Origin of the sequence: Staphylococcus sp. MI 10-1553, assembly GCF_010365305.1 — a bacterium.
GTDB lineage: Bacteria > Bacillota > Bacilli > Staphylococcales > Staphylococcaceae > Staphylococcus.
On record NZ_CP048279.1, the window covers coordinates 1,094,097 to 1,117,201 of the forward strand.

Genomic DNA, 23,105 nt, shown 5'->3' on the forward strand with positions numbered 1-23,105 from the left:
GGAATTGATTTGAAATATAGGTTTGTCGTTAATAGATCACTAGTGGTTTAAAAGTGTTGTTTAGACGGTCAGTTGTGAAATTGTAAAAATTATGAGATACATCATATATTTTTGCGTTTATTATCATTTCTTTAGGAATAATATTCAGAAAATTTAGAATAAAGCATTTAAATTTGTCTGCTTATCTGTTATATTAAGGGTGTAATATTAAGAGGGGGTGCCATTATGGGTGGCATTAGAGAAGGTTGTGAACATGGAAGTTTTGTTACCACTGTTTATGTTTGCTTCAACAGTTATAAGAGGTTTACTGTCACCTACGTTAGAATCATTGGTTCCATTTTTAGCCAGCAGTGATGAGGAACTTTTTCGTATTAACTCTGTCGTTTCGAGTTCAACACAGGTTGCATCGATTATGGCGATTGTTTTATCTGCAGTCTATATTTCATTTCTGTCTTTTACAACGATTGTTTTTGTGACATTTCTTATCACTGCCACCGCAACAATTTTACTTGTGGGACTGACGGTGGAAACGCTGTTGCAGTCTACTTCAGTCCTTAATAACATGAAGCAGGGGGCGAGTTATATCTTTAAAACGCCTTATACTCGTAACCTTATACCAGTCGCACTGGTCATGAATTTCTCGTTTTGGAGTATCTTTTTGCTCTTACCTAAAATCGCCAATGACAGTTTTTCATTTTTAAAAACCTCTTATAGTGGCATGGAGCTCTCCTTTGCCTTAGGTGGTGTCTTAGGTGGCATCATATTTGCGAAGTACTTCTATGATGTTAAAGATAAGTATCGTTTATTTAAGAGAACATTGTTTACACAGAGTTATGTCTTGTTGTTATTAGGCCTTGTTTTACTCATTCCTAATAGTGTACTTGCCTATGCGGGGATGCTATTGTGCTGGTTTTTGTATGCTTTGATCAACACGATTTTCTCTATTCTCTATTTTGGAAAGATTCAATTGAAAGTTCCAAGAGAAATGATTGGCAGTGTTTTTGGAGCAATCTTAACTCTCTTTTCATTAGTCAATCCCCTGGCAGCCATCATGTCAGGATTTCTCGTTTCGCTTTTTAAAATACCTCTGTTAATTGTATTGTTGTCTTCACTCATGTTGTTAGCTGCCTGGAGTATTCGCTTCCTAACAGATGTTGAAACGGTATTTGATTAAAGAGGGTGAATGATTTGTCAGTATTAACACGTAAAGACATCAGATGTGAGGTGTGGGGATTATGATTTGAAGCGGATGATTTAACGATTGAGGAAGGCGATGTCATTGGCCTCATTGGAAAGAACGGGCCGGAAAGACGTGTTTGTTAAAAATATTAGCAGGACAGTTGAGCAATGATTCAGGTCACAACTCAGGCAATCCTCTAACCTATTATAGTGAATGGTGTATAGATGAGTACTTCAGAATATCGCATTGCTGGTGTCAAAACGAAGATGGATGTGAAACAAAAGAAGCTCCAGAAGGGAATGGTATAACAAGAGTATTAGTGAGAACTATTAAAACACGCTATGTAAATTTAAATAGTGGTGATAAATTAGGAATTATCGGGAGAAATGGTGCAGTCAAAACAACTTATTTGAATGACATAGTTTCAGTTTTACCCTCTACCTATAAAGTATATTACTTTCATCAATAATCCTCCATTTTGATTTCACCGCATATACAAAGCTCAATAGCTCATATAAAAAATTTTTTTATTACGGAGGGAAAAATGATGTAAAATTTAATGTTCTTGATACAACGTAAACATTTATTCGTAATTTCTATATGAAGTGGAGGTATCATATGAATAATTACGGCAAAACTTTCAGAAAAATAAGAAAATCTAGAGGTGTAAAACTTAAAGATATTTCAAAGATGGGGGTTTCAGTCTCTCAATTATCTCGCTTTGAAAAAGGTGAGACGAACTTAACCATTTCGAAATTTATATTAATATTAAATGAAATTATGATCCCATTGGATGAATTTATGAATGAAGCACATGATCTCCGAAACAATAGTTTAAATGAACGATTCGAACATTTGAATTGTTTTATTATTGAGAATGATATTTCATGTATGAAACAGTTATTACTTGAAGAAATAAAGAAAAATACACATAGAAGTCGTTTTTATCAGTTAAACTTGATACTCATTAAGATTCGTCTACAAGTTTTGACAGGAGAATTGTATTATACAAAAGAAGATTTGGCGAATTTGATTGATTACCTTTTTAGCACGGAATACTGGGGATATTATGAACTACATCTCTTTACTAATACTTTAGACGTTATAAATCATGAGACAATGATGCTCTTATCACGAGAAATAGTATCACGAACAGAGTCGTATAATAAAATACTATTGCATCGTCGAATGTTTTCAGCAATGTTGTTACATGGATATATGACTTGCATTGAAAGAGGAAAAATGAAAGATGCTTATTTTTTTGAAAAATGTATAGAGAGATGTGTGTTTACTGAAACAGAAATTTACGAAAAGCTTGTTTTTCAATATGCTAAACAATTTTGTATTTATAGCAAGTCATCTAGTGAGGTCGCTATCAATGAAATGAAAAAAATCATTGAAGTTATGCGTTTAGTAGAAAGTAATCATATAGCTTCTGTCTATGAAGCACATTTAAAACGTATTTTATGTAAAAAAAATATGCATATACGGGACAGTTTATAAAATGCTCTTAATTGTATATTACAATATCATTGTAAGCTTACAATAAAATTAATAATATCAGAGGTGGATAATATGATTATTGAGTTCACAAAAGAAGAATTGTTACAAATGCAAGCTATTGATGCGATAATGAAATCCTCTAACAGAGAATTAAATGAAATGAATGCGAGTAAGTATATTACGCGACGTCGATACTAATAAAAAGGTGATGGAATATGATTTATGAATTAGAAGAAGGTGTACTACGAAAAATAGAGGAAAGTAACAATCTTGAATTGGTTCCACTTACAACGATCTATCAACAGTCTATTAATGATGAATTTACCCTTTTGATTAATTCATTTAAAAATAAAGTGTTGATAGTTGAAAGTAAAAAAATTAAGGATAACACGTTGGAAATTGATTATAGATTACGTGATTGGTTTGATACACCTTCTTCTAATAAAAATCAATTTTCGTCAGATACTCTATATAATAAGGAAATGTTATCATCCTCAAAAAAGAAAATACAAATTTCTTTAGCAATTACTTATTCTTGTAATTTAAGATGCAGTTATTGTTTTCAGCAGAAGTATGATGATCTCGTTAGAAAACCGATGTCTTTAGAAGCACTTGAAAAAATTTTAGATAAAATTTCATTAATCCTTAATCAAAATCCAGAAGTAGATGTTACTATTGGGTTATTTGGTGGAGAACCACTATTGCCACAAAATGAAAAAATTATTGATAGAATTTTTCAATATTGTGTTGAAAATAAATTGAAGATAGACATTACTACTAACGGGATTTTTTTGCCTTATTTTGTCAAAAAGATAGTGATATATAGAAGTATTATTTCTGTTATAGCAATTACTATTAATACATTACCGAATAAATATAATGAGACAATTAAAATAACGAAAGTTGCAAATAATGTTGAGAAATTATTAGTGATTACTGATTTATTATTAGATTATAATTTAGTTATAGACGTAGGAACAAATTTTGATAAGAATAACTTAAGTGAACTATTGCTAATCTATCATTATTTTAACGACAAAGGGTATTTTTCAAAATCGAATTTTCATTGGAATATCGGAAGGGTTGATGATCGTCTTTTTGATACTGGTTATGATGAGTATATTGTTTCTGAGACTGATATACTTCTAGAGTTAATGAAATTACCTAAACAAATTCCATCAAACCTTCATGCAGGCTTTATTCAAACGTGCAAGAACTTAACTGATAAGTTGGACTTGTCTTTTAATGAATCCCAAATTAAAGGTACATATAATTACTGCTGGAACGTATCCCCTTATGATAGAGTTTTTTACATTGACAATGAACTTAATTTGTTTAGATGTACTGTAACAGTAGGACGCCCTCAATATATTCTAGGAAACTTAAACGATATTGATTTAATGAACTACCAACATGAAACGAAAAGCTTTTTAGATTATAAAGATTGTCAGATTTGTCATATAGGTGGTTTTTGTTCTGGTGGGTGTAAGTTGTCTGCTGATATTGATTTTGTTAAACAATGTAAAATGGAAAAAAAGGAATTTGAAAAGTTTGTGGAGACAATTTTGATTCCACAAGTAAGGGAGAAACTGAAGAGAAATGACTAAGGCGATTAAACAATTATTAATCTCTCAAGCAGTTAGTAATTTAGCAGATGTGTTTTTTAGGGTTGCAATTATAGCAAATGTATTTGTAATCACAAAGTCGGTCATTGCGACATCAACAGTCCCTATTCTTATTGGTTTATCCTCTTTTATCGCTAGTTTTTTAGTCCCTTTAGTTACAAAGAAAATAGCATTAAATCGGGTGCTTTCATACACGCAATTGGGTAAAACAGTGTTGTTAGCGTTGCTATTAGTGATGTTGTATTTTGGTGAAATGATTGATATTCCAATATTGTACTTTTTTGTGATTATGATTTCTATACTTGATGGATTTGCAGCACCAGTATCTTATGCAATTGTTCCAATCTATGCAACAGATCTAGGGAAAACCAATGCAGCGCTTTCAATGAGTAATGAAGGCGTACAATTAGTGGGATGGGGGTTAGGTGGATTATTATATGCCACTTTAGGTTTGATAACAAGTACGATAATCATTTTATGTTTATATATTATCTCCACAATTCTGTTTTTTGCGTTACCAGCTGTCAAAACAAAAATGATAGAATCTGAGACAAGTATAGAAACGATAACGAGAGGATGGCGCTTGGTGATTGTTGAGCCTAAATTACGATTTTTACTACAAGCGAATCTTTTAGAAATATTGGCAAATACGATTTGGGTGTCATCGGTCATCCTTGTATTTGTGACTGAATACTTGCATAAAGATGAAAGCTATTGGGGTTATACTAATACAACTTATTCTATTGGTATTTTGTTAGGTGCTGCCATTGTCTTTCGATTATCAGACAAAATACTTCAATATAAATGGCAAAGCATCTTGTTTTCTTTAATATTCATGTCAATCGTAACAGTTTTAATTATTGAATATACAGATGCTGTGGCTTTTTTGTTTTTTTCTTTGTTTATTGGTGTGCTTTCTCAGTTGAAAGAAGTAGCAGAGAGCGTTTTTCTACAGGAGACGGTGGATGAAGCAGATCTCGTCAATGTATATTCTGTAATTGAGGTCATCTCAACACTCGCATTTTCAGGTTTTGTTTTTGTGATGAGTTCAATCACAGATGTTTTAGGGGTGACATTCAGTTTTTGGATTGTCTTCTTCTGTTTACTATTGGAGTGTTTGCTTGTATTCAAAAATAGAAAGCAAATCGTCTGACATTTCTTATAAGCTTATTCTTCTAGTATTTATCGGTCTCGCTGTAGATATATCCTAAAATAGAGTATTAAAAAGATAAGAATATGAACAAAAATAAACGCAATGCTTTAACTTGATTTGGCTAAAATCCGTCTTATTCTAGGATTTATAAATGTTAGAGCTGAATGTAAAGATTTTGAAATGCTTTTTCCTAATCTTAATACTCAAATACTTAGAGGTACTATTACAATGTTAAAATCACTTGAATTTTCTACAAATGTAATTATATCAAGAGATTGGGGACTAAAAGAAGGGTGATATGATGGAAATATTTACTAAGATTATAATTTTTGTTATGGCTCAATTTTCTAATTGGATAGGAATACAAGGTATGTCTTTAAAAAAAGATAATAAAAGAACATTAGAGAAAACGAAATTGAAGAGGTAACGTGTTATAACAAGTTTTATAGAATATTTTTATTCAACGGGTAGTACATTATGAGGTTTCCTAGAAGTCCTTGGTTTGCTTTTGCTACTTTTTACAGATTGACTGGTGCTAAAGCTTGGGTGTTTTGGATAATTTGAGGACATTTTTTATCTTGATCTATAAAGAAATAAGTTCAAGATAATTATAGAATAAAATGGTAGGATTGTTGTCTTCACTCATGTTGTTAGCTGCCTGGAGTATTCGCTTCCTAACAGATGTTGAAACGGTATTTGATTAAAGAGGGTGAATGATTTGTCAGTATTAACACGTAAAGACATCAGATGTGAGGTGTGGGGATTATGATTTGAAGCGGATGATTTAACGATTGAGGAAGGCGATGTCATTGGCCTCATTGGAAAGAACGGGCCGGAAAGACGTGTTTGTTAAAAATATTAGCAGGACAGTTGAGCAATGATTCAGGTCACAACTCAGGCAATCCTCTAACCTATTATAGTGAATGGTGTATAGATGAGTACTTCAGAATATCGCATTGCTGGTGTCAAAACGAAGATGGATGTGAAACAAAAGAAGCTCCAGAAGAGTATTGTGCAACTACAGAATAGGTTAGAAGAGTTAAAACAACCAAATCGTGTTGAGGATAAATATGATATTTCTTTTTTATCACAACTTCATCGTTTACCAAAAAGGAAGATGATCATTCCAAGTCATGAAGCGAAAATTGGACAGCAATACTTATGGCATACCCCAACTATCCATTTAAATAGTGGTGATAAATTAGGAATTATTGGGAGAAATGGTGCAGGCAAAACAACTTATTTGAATGACATAGTTTCAGTTATACCCCCTACCTATAAAATTTGTTATTTTTGACAAAATCATTTTCAATTTTCAGATCCAAAGATGACAGTGTATGAAACGATTGTCGAAGCTACGAATGGGCATTTAAGCGAACATCATATTAGAACTTTGTTGGCATTGTTAGATTTTAAAAGAGACAAGGTTTTTCGATTAGTAGGAGATTTAAGTCAAGGAGAGCGCGTGAAAGTTTCATTATTGTCTCTCTTGGTTTCTGAGTCTGATATTTTGATTTTAGATGAAATGACCAACTTCTTAGATTTAAAGGCTATCGAAGCAATAGAAAAAGTGCTTGTTTCATATTCTGGCATACTGATATTTGTGAGTCATGATCAGTATTTTGTGCAACATTTAGCCACTTCGATTCTAGACATTGATACTTTTAAGGATATTTAGAAGTTATAGGGAGATTTGAATTTCCTATAGATCATACAATTATATAATGAGACACTTATGCGTTGTAGGTGTCTTTTTTATTTAAGAAAAGAACCAAATTACCACAAATGAACTCAAATCAATATCTATGCGTGCATCCAAATATTATAGATAAGAAGGATGTTTGTATTTGAAACAACAAAAAGTGTGTGTAGTAAGATTGAAGCATTTCAAAAAATGATGAAAAATGCTAAACTAGAAGCTGAAATGTGTCTTCAACGCCTAATGAATATGGAAGTGAAATGTACAATCCGATCGATGGAATAAATATAGGGCTCAAGACGTACAATTTGCTTACATCGTTTGGGTATAATAAGCGTGACCATGAAGTTAAGCGATACATCATAAGAGGGTGAATGCATGTATAAAATTGATCTATTTCAAAATCAACAGATCATGAAACGTTTTTTATTACTTCAATTTATTGTCATTCTTGCGTTTATTGTATTAAGTTATAAATGGTCGATGACGGCAGTTTCATTACAAGAACAACACCTTTTTACGAATATCTTAATAGGGGTATTAGGATTTTTTGTGGTGGTGTTATGTCATGAAGGTATAAAGATGATGTTGCTTAAAATGATGTCAGTCCAGTTACGCACATATCAAGTGAAAAACGGTGTCTTATTAACAGTTTTACCGCATTATTACTTCAACCGTATGACATTTTCGACCATCATGTTAATGCCCATTGCCTTAGTAGGGATGTTGTTATTTATTGTTTTTATTAATATGCCATACACGTCGATTATTTTTACGTTTGCGATTTATATGGGATATAGCCTATTGTCGTTATACTTAGTCTTTATAGCGTTAAAAGATAAAAAAGCACAATATTTTGAAATGACTGAAGCAGGTTTAGTGATTTATCGAAAAAAACCATCAGAACATTCAGCGTAATCATAGGATGGATCTTCCACGTTTTACTTGCGTGTGAAGGTTCTTTGTTTTTGAAAGGATAAATAAAATATGTGTTGTGAGTGGGCTATGTCTAGAGAGGAGGTTTTAAAGTGAAAGAACGGCGTATTATTCATATTGATATGGATTTTTTCTTTGCACAAGTCGAAGTGAGAGATCATCCGAATTTACGTGGTAAGCCTGTCATTGTTGGTGGTAAAGCAAGTGGCCGTGGTGTTGTATCTACAGCATCTTATGAAGCGCGCGCTTTTGGAGTCCATTCGGCAATGCCCATGGCGCGTGCACATCAACTTTGCCCTAATGGTTATTATGTGACGCCACGCTTTGAAGTGTATAAAGAAGCCTCACAACAAATTATGGAAATATTTAAAAGTTATACAGAACTGGTTGAGCCGCTTTCACTTGATGAAGCCTATCTGGACATCACTGAACTCGTACGTCCAGATCTCCCAGCTTCAAAAATTGCCCAATATATTCGTCGTGATATTTACGATAAGACACAACTAACAGCAAGCGCAGGGGTGTCCTACAATAAATTTTTAGCAAAACTTGCAAGTGGGATGAACAAGCCAAATGGGCTGACGGTAATTGATTACCAAAATGTGCATGACATATTAATGCAACTCGATATTGGAGCTTTTCCAGGTATTGGCAAAGCGTCTAAAGAAAAAATGCATGCGAAAGGGATTTATAACGGTCAAGACTTGTATGAAAAGTCCGAACGAGAACTGGTCAATTTGTTCGGTAAACGAGGACATCAGCTATTTCAACGTGTACGTGGCTATGATGACAGAGAAGTGGACGCCGAAAGAATTCGCAAAACTGTAGGTGCTGAACGTACATTTTCACTCGATACAAACGATGATGAAGAGATTTTACAAAGAATTGAAATGTTAAGTGATATAATTGCACAGCGTCTCGAAAAAATGAACCAGGCAGGACACACGATCACTGTTAAAATTAAAACGCATCGTTTCGAAAATTTTTCTAAGCAACACAGTTTAATAACACCGGTTAGAGATGCAGATGAAATATATCAAATTGCGTATGAATTGTATTATGAATTAAAAGAAGCAGAAGTCCCGATTCGTTTAGTTGGTGTGACGGTAGGTGGTTTGCAAGATGCCTTTTTTAGAAATATGACGATATATGACTTTTTATAAAATATCTTTATCAGTCAGTTGTTTGCCATAAACTTGGAGTACATTTTCAAGACTAGGATAGTGTTTCAGCAAACGATACGTAATCATTGCACAGGCTTTCGCATCATTTAAAGCATCATGATGGCCATGAAAATTAAGTTTGAAATAAGACATCAAATGTTTTAAACCGTGACGACGTGCAGATACAGTACGTTTCGCGAGTTGGTATGAACAAAAGTAAGTCATTGGTGGTGTGATGAGCTTTTCTGCTTGGATGCTGGCGTGCAAGACTGACATATCAAAGGCAGCATTATGTGCAACAACTGGTAAGTCACCTATAAATTGCATCATATAAGGATAAACATACGCAAAATCTGGCGAATGTTTTACATCATGTGCATGTATACCGTGGATTTCAGTATGACGTAATCCAAAAAAGTCATTAGGATTCACTAATGTATAAAAAGTTTCTACAATCTCATTGTCAATGACTTTAACCATACCGACTGAGCAAATACTCGTTCGTTTATAGTTGGCAGTTTCAAAATCGAGAGCGACAAAACTATTTTTTACCATAGCCTTACATCCTTTCAAAATGATAGATAAATATTAGCACATTTGGGCGAGAGTTAAAAATAGATGATGCTGAAGCGGTTTGTGGAAAAATGAATTACTTTTCATTCAATACATTTGATAACAATCGAGAAATGAGGACAAGTTAAGCAACATCTCGTCCAGTTTTGAATTCAATTGGGGGGATTTTTGTCAGAAAGTCATGTTCTATATCTGTAGGAAGAAAGGTTAGGGTACAATTGAGATTCCCTAGCCTTTTATGCGGAAAGTTAAATTTAGTCTGTAATGATTGTTTAAAGGAATAGGTCCATAAAATTAAATTTTCATCGCTTTAAAAGTTTGCCCTCATTGATTCACAGTCTTTTATATCAGATTGCAAAAATGAACGAGACTCTTGAGGGATAAACCAAAGACTTAAATATGATTTCTGATATTTAACAGCGACCACTGTTTATCGCAGTAGCTGTCTGACTTCTCAATGCTTGTACTTTTGAGAAGTCTAGTCAGCCTTGCGGGGGCAGTACGACGAAATCTTTGTTGCACATGAGATTTCTGTACTGCTCCCAAAATCCATCAACGTGTCTGCAAATGTAAAAGTTTAATCATAGCGTTGGTTAGTTGTAGGATCAGCCCCTAAGAACGCGAGCCCATAATGGCAACCGTGAACTCCAGAATTGTTATCAATGAGGGCAATTTGATTCATATACGATTTAATTGAATTACAAATGTATTAAACAAATGTTTATGCTTCAACTTCAAATTTACGTGCCGCTAATTCTTTTTCATAAAGATAAAGCGCATTTGAATCATCACCAATACGTTTTAAATAATCGATGTGTGTTTCAAACATTGATTCTTCTTCAACTTGTTCATCTAGAAACCAATTTAAAAATGAAATCGTCGCATAATCTTTATGTTCATGTGCAATTTCGGATAAATCATAAAAGCGATGTGTCACGTCTTGTTCTTGTTTTAAACCATCTTCAAATGTTTCAAGAATACTGTTGAACTCGACTTTTGGTGCATCAACCTGACTAAACACAGCTTTTTCACCACGGTCATTAATGTAATCATAAATTTTTTGACCATGAAAACGTTCTTCTTTTGCCTGTTGGATGTAAAAATTCGCAAATCCCTCGTACGAATGATAATCACAGTAAGAAGCCATCGCCATATAAGCATGTGCTGCAAAAAATTCATGGTTCATTTGACGATTTAATGCATTTAATAATTTTTCATTTAACATATCAATCACCCCTAAAATCTTTGGTATTTATCCATTGTACCCTATATTGCGGACAATATTCAAAAGAACGTTGTATTGAAAGCTTTTTTTATCGAAATGTACAACGGTAATCAGTCCATGTTGAGCAGTTATCTTTTTATTTGGTAATTTGTGTCACCATGATATAATATTGTAGGAAATCGGAGGAGAATTTTGAATATGAGACAATGGACAGCAATTAATATGGCAAAGATCGCAAGAAAAGCAAGTCGCGCAACAGGGCGTAAAGGGACAGATTTACCAGGTCAAGTTGCGCGCAAAATTGATCAAAATATTTTACGTAAATTGGCTAGTCGAGTGGATGAAGTTGTGTTTGTCAGTGGTACAAATGGTAAAACAACGACATCTAACTTAATCGGTCATACGCTAAAAGCAAATGATATCAAAATTATTCATAACAATGAAGGTGCGAATATGGCTGCTGGTATTACATCAGCTTTCATCGTCCAATCGACACCTCAAACTCAAATTGCCATCATTGAAATTGATGAAGGCTCTATTCCACGTGTATTAAATGAAATGACACCTACAAAAATGGTGTTTACAAACTTTTTTAGAGACCAAATGGACCGTTTTGGTGAAATTGACATTATGGTAAATAGGATTATTTCAGCGATTCAAAATAAAGGGATTCAGCTGTTATTAAATGCCGATGATCCATTTGTCACACGCTTAAAAATCGCAAGTGATCATGTCACATATTATGGTATGCAAGCCCATGCATATGACTTTGAACAGTCAACGATGAATGAAAGTCGATATTGTCCGAACTGTGGGTCATTACTGAACTATTCCCACATTCATTACAATCAGCTCGGTCATTATACATGTCATTGTGGCTTTAAACGTGAAACACCACAATATGAAATTTCTTCATTTACTGTGGACCCGTTTATTGAAATGACGGTCAATGACACTACGTTTAATATGAAAATTGCAGGAGACTTTAACGCATATAATGCACTTGGAGCCTATACAGTATTAAGAGAATTAGGTCTCAACGATGAATCGATTCGTAAAGGCTTTGAATCATACACATCTGATAATGGGCGTATGCAGTATTTCGAAAAAGGACAGAAAAAAGCACTTATTAATTTGGCGAAAAATCCTGCTGGCATGAATGCATCAATTGCTATGGGAGAAAAGTTAGATGAATCAAAAATTTATGTTTTGAGCCTCAATGATTTTGCGGCTGATGGTAGAGATACGTCATGGATTTATGACGCTGACTTTGAAAAGCTGAATGAGCAAACGATAGAAGCAATTATTGTGACAGGCTCACGCGCAGAAGAATTGCAATTGCGATTAAAGCTTGCGGAAGTGACAGCACCTATCATTTTAGAAAAAGATATTCATAAAGCAACTGCGCTGACGATGGACTACAATAGCTTTACGGTTGCGATTCCGAACTACACATCTTTAGCACCAATGCTTGAACAACTGAACCGTTCATTTAAGGAGGTTGATTAAGATGCATGAACTCACTGTCTATCATTTTATGCCAGACAAACTCAATTTATATAGTGATATTGGCAACATTATGGCGTTGAAATATCGTGCCAAACAGCGTGGGATTCATCTTAACGTTGTCGATGTGAATGATACTGAAAATGTCGACCTTTCTAAAGCGGATATTTTCTTCATCGGTGGTGGAAGTGACCGTGAACAAAGTTTGGCTACGGAGTCATTGCGCAAAATTAAAACGGAATTGAAAGCAGCGATAGAAGATGGGTTACCTGGCCTCACAGTTTGTGGAGGGTACCAGTTTTTAGGTGAAAAATATATTACACCTGATGGCCAAGAACTCGAAGGCTTACACATTTTAGACTTTTATACAGAATCTAAAAAAGAACGTTTAACAGGTGATATCGTTATCGAAAGTGATACATTTGGAACTATCGTTGGTTTTGAAAATCATGGGGGCCGCACGTATCATGATTACGACACATTAGGTACTGTGACACACGGTTATGGTAATAATGATACTGACTTTAAAGAGGGTATTCATTATAAAAACTTGTTAGGGACGTATTTGCACGGTCCGATTTTACCGAAAAACCATGAGATGACGGACTATTTATTGAAAGCTGCTGCAGAACGAAAAGGCATTCCGTTCGAGCCACTCCATATTGATAATGCGGAAGAAGAACAAGCTAAACAAGTATTAGTAGACCGAGCGCGAAAAAATAAAAGCTAAAGAAAAAGACTGAATAAAAAATTTTTGTATCTTAAATTTTATATTTCAGTGATTGCCATTATGGGTTCGCGTTCTCAGGTGCTGATCCTACAACTAACCAACGCTATGATTAAACTTTTACATTTGCAGACGCGTTGGTGGATTTTGGGAGTAGTACAGCAATCTCATGTGCAACAAAGATTTCGTCGTACTGTCCCCGCAAGGCTGACTAGACTTCTCAAAAGTACAAGCATTGAGAAGTCAGACAGCTACTGCGATAAACAGTGGTCGCTGTTAAATATCAGAAATCATATTTAAGTCTTTGGTTTATCCCTCAAGAGTCTCGTTCATTTTTGAAATCATTTTGCCCATTCAATAAAAAAATAAATGAGGGGGGTTTTTTATATAAAGGAATATTTTCTTGTTCGCTAAAGTATATATTTTCTCTTGAGGAGTAATAAGACGCAATAAGGGTGCATTAATGCAACATGATGATATTGTAAATATAGTTATAAAAATATATAATATATGTGTAAATTTATTAAAAAGGGGGGAGTAACTATGAAAAACAAATTTTTAAGTACATTTGCTGCAGGGTTATTAGTGGTTTGTATTTGTGGCACAAGTATAGTTAGTGCAAAAACTATCTATACTGACGGAGGAAAATGGAGTTATGGGTAGGAAGCGAGTATGTTTGGTCATATTATAGCCAAAACCATAGATATCATAGTTCGACCGCAATAGGGAAGTATGAATCAGAAAGTGGATTTACTGAACCTAGAGAAGAAGCTAAACCATCGGCAGAAAAACGATGGTGGTGGAGTAATGAATCATATTATAATGTTTACTAGTTACCAAGTTTTTAGGAGGTGAGCGATGAAGTGGATGAAACACTTTTTAGATGTGGTCACGCTCACACTAATAAGCTTATTTTTAATTCTTGTACTGTATGAAGAGGATAGCGAAATACTTACTGGAAATCGCGTGAATCTTGAAGTTGAAAGTTGGAACTATGAACATTCGAAAGCAGAAGTTTTTGAAAAGTTTGAGAAGGTTGCGAAAGACGCAGCGCAGATATTGCGATTATTAAAGTCGTAATAGTTCATAAAGAACACCAAGTCGATAAAGCAATTTATGCGTTTAAAAAGGCAAATCATCACTCAATAACACCGATGGACACCAAATATAGTTATCACCATTTAACGCATGATGAATTGATGCAGCGAGATGTACGTGGTGATTATTTCATATTAGATGATATTGCTAATAAGGAACAATTGAAAACAGCTTTAGAAAGTGTCGGTCTTAAGTTGAGGATTGGACCTGTACAATCATGGATAATCTATGGGGATGTGCTCATTAATCGAGGCGTGTTACTTCCTTTTGTTACGTTATTAATCATTTACGCATTATACTATTTACATGATGGGAGCCAGAATTTTAAAACATACGCGACGATGCGTATGCATGGATATCGCTTTTACAACTTATTTTTTCTGAATATTAAGAGTATTTTGTTAAGATGGTTCTTATTAGCGGTAGGTATTGGACTCATTTCGATAGGATTGTTGAAATGGTTAGGATTGGATGGGCAACTCGAGTATTTTGTAAGTCGTCTCATCGTAGTGGATGTTCTATTGTGGATGATTTTATCTATCAGTTCATTACTATCTTATTTCTTACTTATCAATATGAATGTCCTTTTAATGATTAAAGGGCTTAAGCCGTATCGATTACTGCACTTTATCAATTATGCAACAAAATTGAGTATGCTATTTATGCTCACGTTTCTCATTTTGCCAAACGTTAATCAAATGAAAAAGTTAGAATAAATTCAAGAAACAGAAGCATGGTGGGGTAAACTAGATGATTATTACACAATTGAGTTGAAACCCATACGGCGTAGTATGAACGAAGAGATGGAATTTGCGAAACGATATCATCAAATGTTTATATACAGTGAGCAACATGAACAAGCATTATTGATGAATCAAAATGTATTGTATGAACCAAGTCAAACAAATTATACGCCAGACGAAGGAAATGTGCTGTTTGTCAATCAAAACTTTGTTGATTTTTTTAAGTCTCAATTACGAGATTTACCGAATTTAGAAGACCGACCTGGACAAATAGAGTTGTATTTACCTTCTCAAGCTAAAAATGAAGCCTCAGCCATACGTGCAGATTTTCAGGATTGGGTGAACTATCAACTTCCAAATCCAGAATCAAAGACAAAGGTGCAAGTGACGCAGTTGAAAAATCCTTACGAAATTTATGCCTTCGATGTGCGCACTGGATTATCTACAGTCTATTTGAAATCCCCTGCGATTTTAATGTTAAATGCCAAAGACTTAACGGATGATTTTTATTATTCCACATTATCACAAGGTGAATTGATTTTTAAAAATTATGAAAATATTGTCCGTAATATCGACCGCTTTAATTTGAAGGATGACGTGCAAGGTGTAACCAATTATAAAGACAGCGTTATGAAAATGTATCGAGAAGCACAAACGAAATGGATGGTGTATAGCTTTTCTAGCGCAATCGCTATGGCAGTCTTGTGTATCGTCACGTTATTAGATGTATTGCATTACTTTGAACAGCACCGTCAATGGTTGCTCATGCGAAAAATGTTTGGCTTCAGACGTTGGCAAAACTATCGCAACTATATCATATTAAGTGGTTTATTTACTGCTCTTATTGGCGCGTTCTTATTTGAAAAGACACAAAATAGCAATGTGCTATGGATATTTGGCGTGATTTTGCTGTTTCAATTCGTCATTCAATGGACTTACATCCATTATTTAGAAAAACAATTTAATGTATTAATTAGGGAGGTGTAGGTAGTGAAGAAACTTATTTTAGTTGCGTTTGCTATTATTGTAGTGGCAGTGGGGTTATTTTTAGCTTTTGCACGTATTCCCTATGTCGATTATTTTAATCCCTTTCTTAAAAAAGAGACCTCTTATGCAGTAGTGCCATTGGGAACACAAACATATGTGGATATTCAAGCATATGATGAATCGGGCGAACCACTCAAATATCGTTTGAATTTCGGTGGATATGATGCCCAGTCTGATCATGTAAAAGTGATTCACAAAGGTAAATACGTCTTTGAAATCGAATATATTCATGACCTTTCAAAATGGCCTAAAGAGGTGAAAGTGACAGAATGATTGAATTGAAAAATGTGACGATTCAAAAAGGGAAACGTAGAGTTAATAGACAAAAAGAAACTCAATGATTTAGAAAAACGATATCTTAAGTGAGGTTCTATAGAATCAAAAAATAAAAGAATATATTAATTGGATATCTTTAAAAATTTTTAACTCTCCTTTTTCAAATCTATAGAGTAGATGGATTACAAATACCTTCGCGTAAATATTCTATAAAAATATTAAATGTTTACTTCTAAATTTCATTTTTTATATAGCATTATTTCTTCTTTTAACAACTTTATTTATGTATATTATAACTAAAATTTCAAAAAATGCGCATATGTGCATATAACTATATGATAATAATTTTATATATTCAAAGAAATTTTATAAAGGGGTGAAATTATGAAAATGAAGTTATTTTTTTCTAAAAGTTACTATTGTTTTTTTATTACCGTAATAGCGTTTGGTAATCCGATTATAGGAAATCATTTATGGTAGTTTCTAGATTAAAAAAACACATAGCTATTGGCATCTTATAATAGGAGGAAGTAAAGGGATTGGAAAATCTATTGCTAAAGAACTATTAAATAAAGGTGAGAATGTAATAATTGTTTCTAGGAATTCTAAATCCATAACATGTAATACATTTTGCGAAGATAGCAATATTTTGTTACTTAATTATGATATGAGTGAAATTGATAGTGGGTTTAAGATAAAAGACTTTTTAATCAGTAATAATATTCAAATTAAATCACTTGTAAATTGCTTGCCGGGATCACAAAGTAATAGAATTGAAGATTTTGAAAAGAAACACTTGATAAGCGCAATAGAATCTAAATTATATCCATATATTCATATGGTCTTATTGCTAAAGGACTCTTTTTGGGGTAGCGGAAGTGTAGTTAATATTATAGGAACAAATTGGAAACATCCTGATTCAAATATGTTTATAAATAGTATGGTTAACTCGGCTATCGTTAATGCTACAAAAAATTTAGTTGTAGAATTAGCAGAATATAATGTGGTAATTAATAATATACATCCTGGATTTGTGAAAACAGAAAGATTTGGTATGTATATCGAGCATCATTCACGTATAAATAATTTAACTGAAGATGAAACAATTAATATTATAAAAAATAAAATTCCTTTAAAACAGATAGGGAAGACAGAGGAATTAGCCAAGTTAGCAGTTTTTTTAATAGAGAGTAAATATATTACCGGTCAAAATATTAATTTTGATGGAAGTTATAATAATTCACTATGAAAGAGAATGAAAAATATATAATTGCAACTTTAGGCCCTATGGGAAGTAGTTCGTATTATGTAGCTAATAAGTTACAAAAAGTGAAGGAGATTATCTTATTTGACACCTTTGAAGAGGCGTCTGATGCGTTATTAGATAACAAATGTGACAAATTATTAGTTCCACATGCTTATCCAAATATAAATAATTTTTATATGAATCCGAAACTTAGAGTAATTAAAACTTTTATTGAAAAAACTCCTGTTTATGGAATTGCTACTAGACTATCTAATAAGAATGACGATATAAGTAAAATAGTTACACATACTGCCCCCGTACCTTTACTAGACTATTACAATGTTCATTACAATGGCCAATTAGTACTAGCAAATTCAACAAGTGAAGCTGCTAAATTAGTAGCAAATAAAACTTATGATTATTGTATAACAAATGAAGAAGCATTGAATAGATATAATTTGAGGAACTATGCCTGTGAAAACAACGCTCTAACAGTACCATAAAAACGCAGTAAATGAGACCACCCAAATCGCATTTTCCAGTCGCATTAAAAACGCTAATTTGATACCACCTGAATAAACTCCTTACTGGAGTTTATTTTTTTACGCTTATTACTACTTTTTAATGATATAAAAATACTTGTACACTTTGTACAAATTTTTTTTGGAGGGATTTTATGCCTAATTATTTAGAAATTATTAGACTACATGAGTTGTCATTTAGTCAAAGGAAGATTTGTGAAAGCGTGGGTTCAGGTAGGACTTTGGTAAAACGAACAATTGATATTGCTAAGGAAAATCAATTATCGTATCAGATATTAAGAAATTGGGACATAGGAAGAATATCAGATATGTTTGATGTTAGAAAAAATCAATCAAAAATGAAATTTAAAGATAATGATTTTACGATGCCTGACTATAAAGAGCTTTCAAAATCATTATCCCAACCTGGTGTTACTATGAAATTACTTTGGGAGGAGTATGTGCATGCTTGTCGTTTAAATAATAGGGCTTACTATCAATTAACTCAGTTCAGAAAGTACTTTAATGAATACTTATCAAAACAATCTTTTTCAGAAATAATTCGTCATAAAGCTGGAGAAAGAGTTGAAGTTGATTGGGCTGGTTCTAAAATCCGTTGGATTGATCCTACAACAGGTGAAGTTATTTATGGGTATTTGTTCGTTGCTGTCTTACCTTTCAGTGGATATGCATTCGCCTATGGTTGTACCGATATGAAACAAGAAAATTGGATAAATGCACATGTGGAAATGTTTAATTATTTTAGAGGTGTTCCTACTTTACTTGTATCAGATAACTTAAAAACAGGAGTGATTAAAAACTCAAAAACAGGTATCATACTTAACCGTAGTTATGAGGATTTAGCCACTCACTTTAGAACAATCATAATGCCAACACGCGTTCGTAAACCAAAAGATAAAGCTACAGTAGAAAATACTGTTAAGCAATTAACAACTTATATCATTGCCAAGATGAGAAACTATCAATGTTTCAGTATAGAACAATATAACAATCTCCTGCTAGCAGAATTAGAGAAATTCAATAAGAAACCTTTTCAAAAGAAAAAAGGATCTAGATTTTCCTTGTTCGAAGAACATGAACGCAGTGCACTTCAGAGTTTACCAGCCTGTAAATATGAATTCTGTGAGTATAAAACAGCTAAAGTTTTTGCTAACTCACATATAACATATAAGAAGCATAACTATTCTGTTCCTCATCAATATATTGGCGATACTGTTCAACTTAAAATTTCAAAAAATACTATTAAGATATATAAAAATGAAACATTATTATGCGAACATTCAACTCTATATAAACATCCTGGTGGCTATACTTCTATTAACGACCACTTTCCTACTAATAGTAGCACACATGGTGAGTGGAACAGTAAGAGATATTTAAAATGGGCATCTAGAATCGGACCTAATACAAGAATTGTTGTGGAGAAAATGTTCGAGGAAGGTCCTGAGCAGCGTCACTATAAAAGAGTTCATTCCTTATTAAAATTGGCAGACAAATATACAGATCGCACTCTGGATAATGCCTGCCTAATCTCCTTAGAGAAATCAATGAATCCTGGATTTAACTTAATAAAAAATATATTATCAAGTGGAGCTTTCCAATTAAATTCTAACAGCGGTAATGCTCCTGAACAATCATTTTTAAGAGGAGCTAATTACTATGATAAATAATAAAGAAAGATTAAGTAACCTAACAAGATTATTAAGAGAAATGAAAATGTCTGTTATGGCAGATCATTTAAGTGATATCTATACTAATCAAAGTAATCAAAACCTATCCACTTTAGATATATTAGAAAAAATAATAATAGAAGAATCAGATACTAGATTAAGGAATAAAAAAGAGAGATATAGAAAAGCTGCGAATTTATCTGTGATTAATGCAAGATTAGAGAATTTAATCTATTCATCCAAAAGAAAATTGAAACCTGAAACGATTGAACAGCTATCTACTAATGACTATATTCTTTACAATAATAATGTCATTATTCAGGGCGCCACCGGCACTGGCAAAAGCTATCTAGCCTGCGCATTAATCAACCACGCAATTGACAATGGACATACAGGGTTATTTTTTAGAATGACTGATTTACTAAGTAAATTACAACAAGCTGAATATAATAATACGTTGGATAGATTATTAAAGAAACTTGGAAGAGCTGATATTTTAGTAATTGATGATTTCTTATTAACTAATACAACTGAACAAGAACAAAAGTATTTAATGGAAGTGTTTGAAATAAGAAGCCGCGAAAAGTCATTAATACTTTGTTCGCAAATGACTTCTGTAGAATGGCATAAGAAATTAGGCGGTGGAGCCATCGCAGATGCGATTTTAGATAGAGCTGTATCAAAGTCATATAAAATATTTTTAGAGGGTGAATCATTGAGAAAAATTAAATAGTAGTACTGGTACCAAATGGCCGATTTATGTGGTACTGAAAAACGCGATTTACATGGTCCCGTAAATCGCGTTTTTATGGTTCTATTAGCGCGTCGTATGCAGCCTGAACACAAACATAAGAATAAGCAAATAGGAGTGTGTATTGGTGGTGAATATGACATGTTTATAGAAAATGAAAAATGTCATATGAAGTTTGGGCAGGTATATTTCTGCGAATCTAGGGAAACGCATAGTGCTGTAAATAATGAAAATACTAATTCAAAATCAATTAATATTTTTATGCCTCCAAGATATAATCGAATTGAGAAGGATAAATAGTATGAATTTTCATGACAAAGTTGTAATAGTTACCGGTGGATGTTCAGGAATTGGTCTAGCTACCTCGATAAAGTATAAAGAAAATGGAGCAAAGGTGTATATATTAGACATAAATGAAGATAAAGGTAAAACTCTTGAAAAAGAATACCATAATATAAAGTTTATAAATACAGACTTAACGAACGAAAATCAATGTAAAAAAGCAGTAGATTATATTTTTAAGAATGAACGTCAAATTGATGTATTGGTTAATAATGTTGGAATAGAGATAGATGAAAGTATACATGAGAGTACCTATGAGAAATTTGACAGAGCAATGAAAGTCAATGTGTATAGTATGATTTATATGACAAAATTAGTAATAAAAATAATGATGAATCAAAAAATGGGTAACATAGTTAATGTTTGTTCAGTGGCGGGAAGGATAGCATGGCCACACATACCACTATACAATACAACTAAAGGTGCAGTTTTACAATTAACTAAATCTGCTGCATTAGAATATGCTAAGTACGGTATTAGAATAAATGGTGTTAGCCCGGGACTAATATTAACGCCGTTAAATGTAGAGTCATTTAAGAAACAAGGAAATTATAGTGAAGTCATAAAGGAAAAGTTGAAGGCAATACCGCTTGGTGTTATAGGAGAACCTAGTGATGTAGCAAATTCAATAATATTTTTATCAGATGATGAAATGTCAAGATATATTACGGGTACAGACTTAGTCATAGATGGAGGTTATTCTATTGTTTAAAAATCGAAAAAATATATTAGTATTAGCTGATTTAGGAGGATGTCCACCTCATTATTTTTATGAAAATATCGCGCAGAATTACAATATTGTATCTTACATTCCAAGACCATTTGCGATCACTAAAGACCATTTTGATTTAATTAACAAGTACTCTATAGCTGTTATTCAGGAAGAATCGTATTTTGAAAATATCTCATCATTTACAAAAACAAATGATGTATATTGGGCTATGGATGAACATAATTTTAGCTTAGAAGAAGTAGTGAATAAATTAATTGAGTTGTCTAAAATGTTCAATATACAAGCAATTACAACAAATAATGAACTATTTGTTGAGCCAGTAGCTGTGGCTAGTAAAAAGTTGGATTTAAAAGGTGCGGGGTCAAAAGGCGCGAAAAATGCAAGGGATAAATTTTTGATGAGGCAATGTTTTAATAATTCGAAAGCTAGGACGGTTAATTGCAAAAAAGTAGATGATCTTAATGACTTAATTATTGCCTCAAAAGAATTAGGATTCCCCTTTATATTGAAACCAACATACTTAGCCAGCTCTTTGGGTGTAACTTTGTTCAAGGATAGTAGCGAGTTAGAGCAAAAATTTAATGAATTAAAAAAGTTTGTAGATACTCTTACTGTTCCAAAATCGGTTAAGCCATCATGTATATTCATAGCTGAAGAGTATTTAGTAGGAAATTCTAGCGAATGGTATGGTGTGGAAGGGTATGGGGACTATGTAAGTATAGAAGGAATAATGAAAGATGGTCAATACTATCCCATAGCTATAACAGATAAATCACCTCAGATAGGATTTACTGAAACTTCACATATTAGCACAAGTGTATTAAGCGCAGATAAGCAAAAATTAATTATTGAAGCTGCAAAATATGCAAATGAAAGCTTAGATTTGGAAAACTGTGCTACTCATACAGAAATGAAACTGCTTCCTAATTTAGAAGTTGGTTTGATTGAAACAGCTGCTCGTTATGGTGGTTGGAATATAATTCCTAATACATCTAAAGTTCTTGATATTAATTATCCAAAACTACTAATAGATGTACTTACTTCAAATGTAAGTGATCAATATCTAGAAAATATAATAGCCAAAAAACCAAAAAAATTTATTTCTGATTTTCATATTTACCTAAAAGATGGTGAAAATGTAAATACAGATATTATATTTGAAGGCTTAGAAGATACAAGTCAATATATCAATCAAGATGTGAAAGTTAATAAATATGATGAGATACCTAAAAAGACAATTCTTAAATATGAAGATTTTACTGCATTTAATAGTGTTGCTTTTTATGAATTAGAGAGTGCAAATAGTAATTCATTAGTACAGACTATTAATAATATTAGAAAGAATATTAATTTTAAATGAGTAGGTG

General features: G+C 32.9%; 26 protein-coding genes and 1 pseudogene. 25 read left to right on the forward strand and 2 right to left on the reverse strand.

All coding sequences use genetic code 11. The features are described 5' to 3' along the window. Positions 1 to 229: 229 nt before the first annotated feature. The 11 genes and pseudogenes from GZH82_RS04805 to dinB all read left to right on the forward strand — a co-directional run bounded on the left by GZH82_RS04805 (position 230) and on the right by dinB (position 9,259). The gene (locus tag GZH82_RS04805) at positions 230 to 1,174 is read left to right on the forward strand and encodes an MFS transporter (RefSeq protein WP_162681542.1); all 945 of its coding nucleotides are present in this window, start codon (positions 230 to 232) and stop codon (positions 1,172 to 1,174) included. A gap of 142 nt (positions 1,175 to 1,316) precedes the next feature. Continuing rightward, a complete protein-coding gene (locus tag GZH82_RS04810) occupies positions 1,317 to 1,649 on the forward strand; it encodes a P-loop NTPase family protein (protein ID WP_162681543.1) in 333 nt (110 codons plus the stop codon). A gap of 149 nt (positions 1,650 to 1,798) precedes the next feature. Beyond that, complete coding sequence (locus tag GZH82_RS04815) at positions 1,799 to 2,683, forward strand: Rgg/GadR/MutR family transcriptional regulator (protein ID WP_162681544.1); 885 nt, start codon at positions 1,799 to 1,801, stop codon at positions 2,681 to 2,683. Positions 2,684 to 2,755: 72 nt separating this feature from the next. Beyond that, positions 2,756 to 2,881 (forward strand): ryptide family R-Y-crosslinked RiPP peptide, encoded by a 126-nt coding sequence (locus GZH82_RS14435; protein WP_275401869.1) that lies wholly within the window; start codon positions 2,756 to 2,758, stop codon positions 2,879 to 2,881. A gap of 17 nt (positions 2,882 to 2,898) precedes the next feature. Then, entirely contained in the window at positions 2,899 to 4,290 is a 1,392-nt protein-coding gene (locus GZH82_RS04820; protein ID WP_162681545.1) for a radical SAM/SPASM ryptide class RiPP maturase, read from the forward strand. Continuing rightward, entirely contained in the window at positions 4,283 to 5,461 is a 1,179-nt protein-coding gene (locus GZH82_RS04825) for a ryptide export MFS transporter (protein WP_162681546.1), read from the forward strand. The genes GZH82_RS04820 and GZH82_RS04825 overlap by 8 nt, the downstream gene beginning before the upstream one ends. Before the next feature lie 117 nt (positions 5,462 to 5,578). Further along, positions 5,579 to 5,758: a hypothetical protein gene (locus GZH82_RS13885; RefSeq protein WP_203232848.1), complete on the forward strand. Its 180-nt coding sequence runs from the start codon at positions 5,579 to 5,581 to the stop codon at positions 5,756 to 5,758. A 679-nt stretch (positions 5,759 to 6,437) separates the two neighbouring features. Further along, a pseudogene (locus tag GZH82_RS14205) lies at positions 6,438 to 7,139 on the forward strand (ATP-binding cassette domain-containing protein). 159 nt (positions 7,140 to 7,298) lie between these two features. Beyond that, on the forward strand, positions 7,299 to 7,445 hold the full coding sequence (locus GZH82_RS04840; protein ID WP_162681549.1) for a hypothetical protein: 147 nt from the start codon (positions 7,299 to 7,301) through the stop codon (positions 7,443 to 7,445). Positions 7,446 to 7,538: 93 nt separating this feature from the next. Then, on the forward strand, positions 7,539 to 8,078 hold the full coding sequence (locus GZH82_RS04845) for a metalloprotease family protein (protein ID WP_162681550.1): 540 nt from the start codon (positions 7,539 to 7,541) through the stop codon (positions 8,076 to 8,078). Positions 8,079 to 8,188: 110 nt separating this feature from the next. Then, positions 8,189 to 9,259, forward strand: coding sequence for a DNA polymerase IV (gene dinB, locus GZH82_RS04850; RefSeq protein WP_162681551.1), 1,071 nt, complete (start codon positions 8,189 to 8,191; stop codon positions 9,257 to 9,259). Here dinB and GZH82_RS04855 read toward each other — a convergent pair. Both GZH82_RS04855 and GZH82_RS04860 read right to left on the reverse strand, forming a co-directional pair. Continuing rightward, complete coding sequence (locus GZH82_RS04855) at positions 9,254 to 9,814, reverse strand: 3'-5' exonuclease (RefSeq protein WP_162681552.1); 561 nt, start codon at positions 9,812 to 9,814, stop codon at positions 9,254 to 9,256. The genes dinB and GZH82_RS04855 overlap by 6 nt on opposite strands. A gap of 739 nt (positions 9,815 to 10,553) precedes the next feature. Continuing rightward, a complete protein-coding gene (locus GZH82_RS04860; RefSeq protein WP_162681553.1) occupies positions 10,554 to 11,057 on the reverse strand; it encodes a ferritin in 504 nt (167 codons plus the stop codon). Positions 11,058 to 11,255: 198 nt separating this feature from the next. Here GZH82_RS04860 and murT point away from each other — a divergent pair, with 198 nt between their 5' ends. From murT to GZH82_RS04920, 14 genes are all read left to right on the forward strand, one after another. Beyond that, the gene (gene murT, locus GZH82_RS04865; protein ID WP_162681554.1) at positions 11,256 to 12,566 is read left to right on the forward strand and encodes a lipid II isoglutaminyl synthase subunit MurT; all 1,311 of its coding nucleotides are present in this window, start codon (positions 11,256 to 11,258) and stop codon (positions 12,564 to 12,566) included. Between the two features lies 1 nt (position 12,567). Further along, complete coding sequence (gene gatD / locus GZH82_RS04870) at positions 12,568 to 13,293, forward strand: lipid II isoglutaminyl synthase subunit GatD (protein WP_162681555.1); 726 nt, start codon at positions 12,568 to 12,570, stop codon at positions 13,291 to 13,293. A 644-nt stretch (positions 13,294 to 13,937) separates the two neighbouring features. After that, positions 13,938 to 14,123, forward strand: coding sequence for a lactococcin 972 family bacteriocin (locus GZH82_RS14210; RefSeq protein ID WP_238989650.1), 186 nt, complete (start codon positions 13,938 to 13,940; stop codon positions 14,121 to 14,123). A gap of 25 nt (positions 14,124 to 14,148) precedes the next feature. Further along, on the forward strand, positions 14,149 to 14,370 hold the full coding sequence (locus tag GZH82_RS14215; protein ID WP_238989651.1) for a hypothetical protein: 222 nt from the start codon (positions 14,149 to 14,151) through the stop codon (positions 14,368 to 14,370). 74 nt (positions 14,371 to 14,444) lie between these two features. Then, entirely contained in the window at positions 14,445 to 15,104 is a 660-nt protein-coding gene (locus GZH82_RS14220) for a hypothetical protein (protein ID WP_238989652.1), read from the forward strand. Between the two features lie 75 nt (positions 15,105 to 15,179). Then, positions 15,180 to 16,118, forward strand: a complete 939-nt coding sequence (locus GZH82_RS14225; protein WP_238989653.1) for a DUF1430 domain-containing protein — start codon at positions 15,180 to 15,182, stop codon at positions 16,116 to 16,118. A gap of 3 nt (positions 16,119 to 16,121) precedes the next feature. Continuing rightward, the gene (locus GZH82_RS04885; protein ID WP_162681556.1) at positions 16,122 to 16,451 is read left to right on the forward strand and encodes a YxeA family protein; all 330 of its coding nucleotides are present in this window, start codon (positions 16,122 to 16,124) and stop codon (positions 16,449 to 16,451) included. Between the two features lie 553 nt (positions 16,452 to 17,004). Beyond that, a complete protein-coding gene (locus GZH82_RS04890; RefSeq protein WP_238989692.1) occupies positions 17,005 to 17,703 on the forward strand; it encodes an SDR family oxidoreductase in 699 nt (232 codons plus the stop codon). Next, positions 17,700 to 18,203, forward strand: coding sequence for a prephenate dehydratase domain-containing protein (locus GZH82_RS04895; RefSeq protein WP_162681557.1), 504 nt, complete (start codon positions 17,700 to 17,702; stop codon positions 18,201 to 18,203). Before GZH82_RS04890 ends, GZH82_RS04895 begins: the two co-directional genes overlap by 4 nt. A 173-nt stretch (positions 18,204 to 18,376) precedes the next feature. Further along, complete coding sequence (gene istA / locus GZH82_RS04900) at positions 18,377 to 19,912, forward strand: IS21 family transposase (protein WP_162680792.1); 1,536 nt, start codon at positions 18,377 to 18,379, stop codon at positions 19,910 to 19,912. Further along, positions 19,902 to 20,645, forward strand: coding sequence for an ATP-binding protein (locus GZH82_RS04905; RefSeq protein WP_162680791.1), 744 nt, complete (start codon positions 19,902 to 19,904; stop codon positions 20,643 to 20,645). Before istA ends, GZH82_RS04905 begins: the two co-directional genes overlap by 11 nt. 15 nt (positions 20,646 to 20,660) lie before the next feature. Then, positions 20,661 to 20,963: a cupin domain-containing protein gene (locus GZH82_RS04910; RefSeq protein ID WP_162681558.1), complete on the forward strand. Its 303-nt coding sequence runs from the start codon at positions 20,661 to 20,663 to the stop codon at positions 20,961 to 20,963. A gap of 1 nt (position 20,964) precedes the next feature. After that, positions 20,965 to 21,717 carry an SDR family NAD(P)-dependent oxidoreductase gene (locus GZH82_RS04915; protein ID WP_162681559.1) on the forward strand — a complete coding sequence of 251 codons (753 nt, stop codon included), beginning with the start codon at positions 20,965 to 20,967 and terminating at the stop codon, positions 21,715 to 21,717. Further along, positions 21,710 to 23,098 (forward strand): ATP-grasp domain-containing protein, encoded by a 1,389-nt coding sequence (locus GZH82_RS04920; protein ID WP_162681560.1) that lies wholly within the window; start codon positions 21,710 to 21,712, stop codon positions 23,096 to 23,098. The genes GZH82_RS04915 and GZH82_RS04920 overlap by 8 nt, the downstream gene beginning before the upstream one ends. Positions 23,099 to 23,105 lie beyond the last annotated feature (7 nt).

Excerpts from the sequence above, each read along its gene's own strand:
- GZH82_RS04895 (WP_162681557.1), top strand. The coding sequence starts at position 17,700 with ATGAAAGAGAATGAAAAATATATAATTGCAACTTTAGGCCCTATGGGA.
- GZH82_RS04915 (WP_162681559.1), top strand. The coding sequence starts at position 20,965 with ATGAATTTTCATGACAAAGTTGTAATAGTTACCGGTGGATGTTCAGGA.
- GZH82_RS04905 (WP_162680791.1), top strand. The coding sequence starts at position 19,902 with ATGATAAATAATAAAGAAAGATTAAGTAACCTAACAAGATTATTAAGA.
- GZH82_RS04820 (WP_162681545.1), top strand. The coding sequence starts at position 2,899 with ATGATTTATGAATTAGAAGAAGGTGTACTACGAAAAATAGAGGAAAGT.
- GZH82_RS04860 (WP_162681553.1), bottom strand. The coding sequence starts at position 11,057 with ATGTTAAATGAAAAATTATTAAATGCATTAAATCGTCAAATGAACCAT.
- GZH82_RS14435 (WP_275401869.1), top strand. The coding sequence starts at position 2,756 with ATGATTATTGAGTTCACAAAAGAAGAATTGTTACAAATGCAAGCTATT.
- GZH82_RS14215 (WP_238989651.1), top strand. The coding sequence starts at position 14,149 with ATGAAGTGGATGAAACACTTTTTAGATGTGGTCACGCTCACACTAATA.
- GZH82_RS04815 (WP_162681544.1), top strand. The coding sequence starts at position 1,799 with ATGAATAATTACGGCAAAACTTTCAGAAAAATAAGAAAATCTAGAGGT.
- GZH82_RS14225 (WP_238989653.1), top strand. The coding sequence starts at position 15,180 with ATGAACGAAGAGATGGAATTTGCGAAACGATATCATCAAATGTTTATA.
- GZH82_RS14220 (WP_238989652.1), top strand. The coding sequence starts at position 14,445 with ATGGACACCAAATATAGTTATCACCATTTAACGCATGATGAATTGATG.
- GZH82_RS04845 (WP_162681550.1), top strand. The coding sequence starts at position 7,539 with ATGTATAAAATTGATCTATTTCAAAATCAACAGATCATGAAACGTTTT.
- GZH82_RS14210 (WP_238989650.1), top strand. The coding sequence starts at position 13,938 with ATGGAGTTATGGGTAGGAAGCGAGTATGTTTGGTCATATTATAGCCAA.
- GZH82_RS04840 (WP_162681549.1), top strand. The coding sequence starts at position 7,299 with ATGTTTGTATTTGAAACAACAAAAAGTGTGTGTAGTAAGATTGAAGCA.
- murT (WP_162681554.1), top strand. The coding sequence starts at position 11,256 with ATGAGACAATGGACAGCAATTAATATGGCAAAGATCGCAAGAAAAGCA.
- GZH82_RS04855 (WP_162681552.1), bottom strand. The coding sequence starts at position 9,814 with ATGGTAAAAAATAGTTTTGTCGCTCTCGATTTTGAAACTGCCAACTAT.
- istA (WP_162680792.1), top strand. The coding sequence starts at position 18,377 with ATGCCTAATTATTTAGAAATTATTAGACTACATGAGTTGTCATTTAGT.
- gatD (WP_162681555.1), top strand. The coding sequence starts at position 12,568 with ATGCATGAACTCACTGTCTATCATTTTATGCCAGACAAACTCAATTTA.
- GZH82_RS04825 (WP_162681546.1), top strand. The coding sequence starts at position 4,283 with ATGACTAAGGCGATTAAACAATTATTAATCTCTCAAGCAGTTAGTAAT.
- GZH82_RS04910 (WP_162681558.1), top strand. The coding sequence starts at position 20,661 with ATGGCCGATTTATGTGGTACTGAAAAACGCGATTTACATGGTCCCGTA.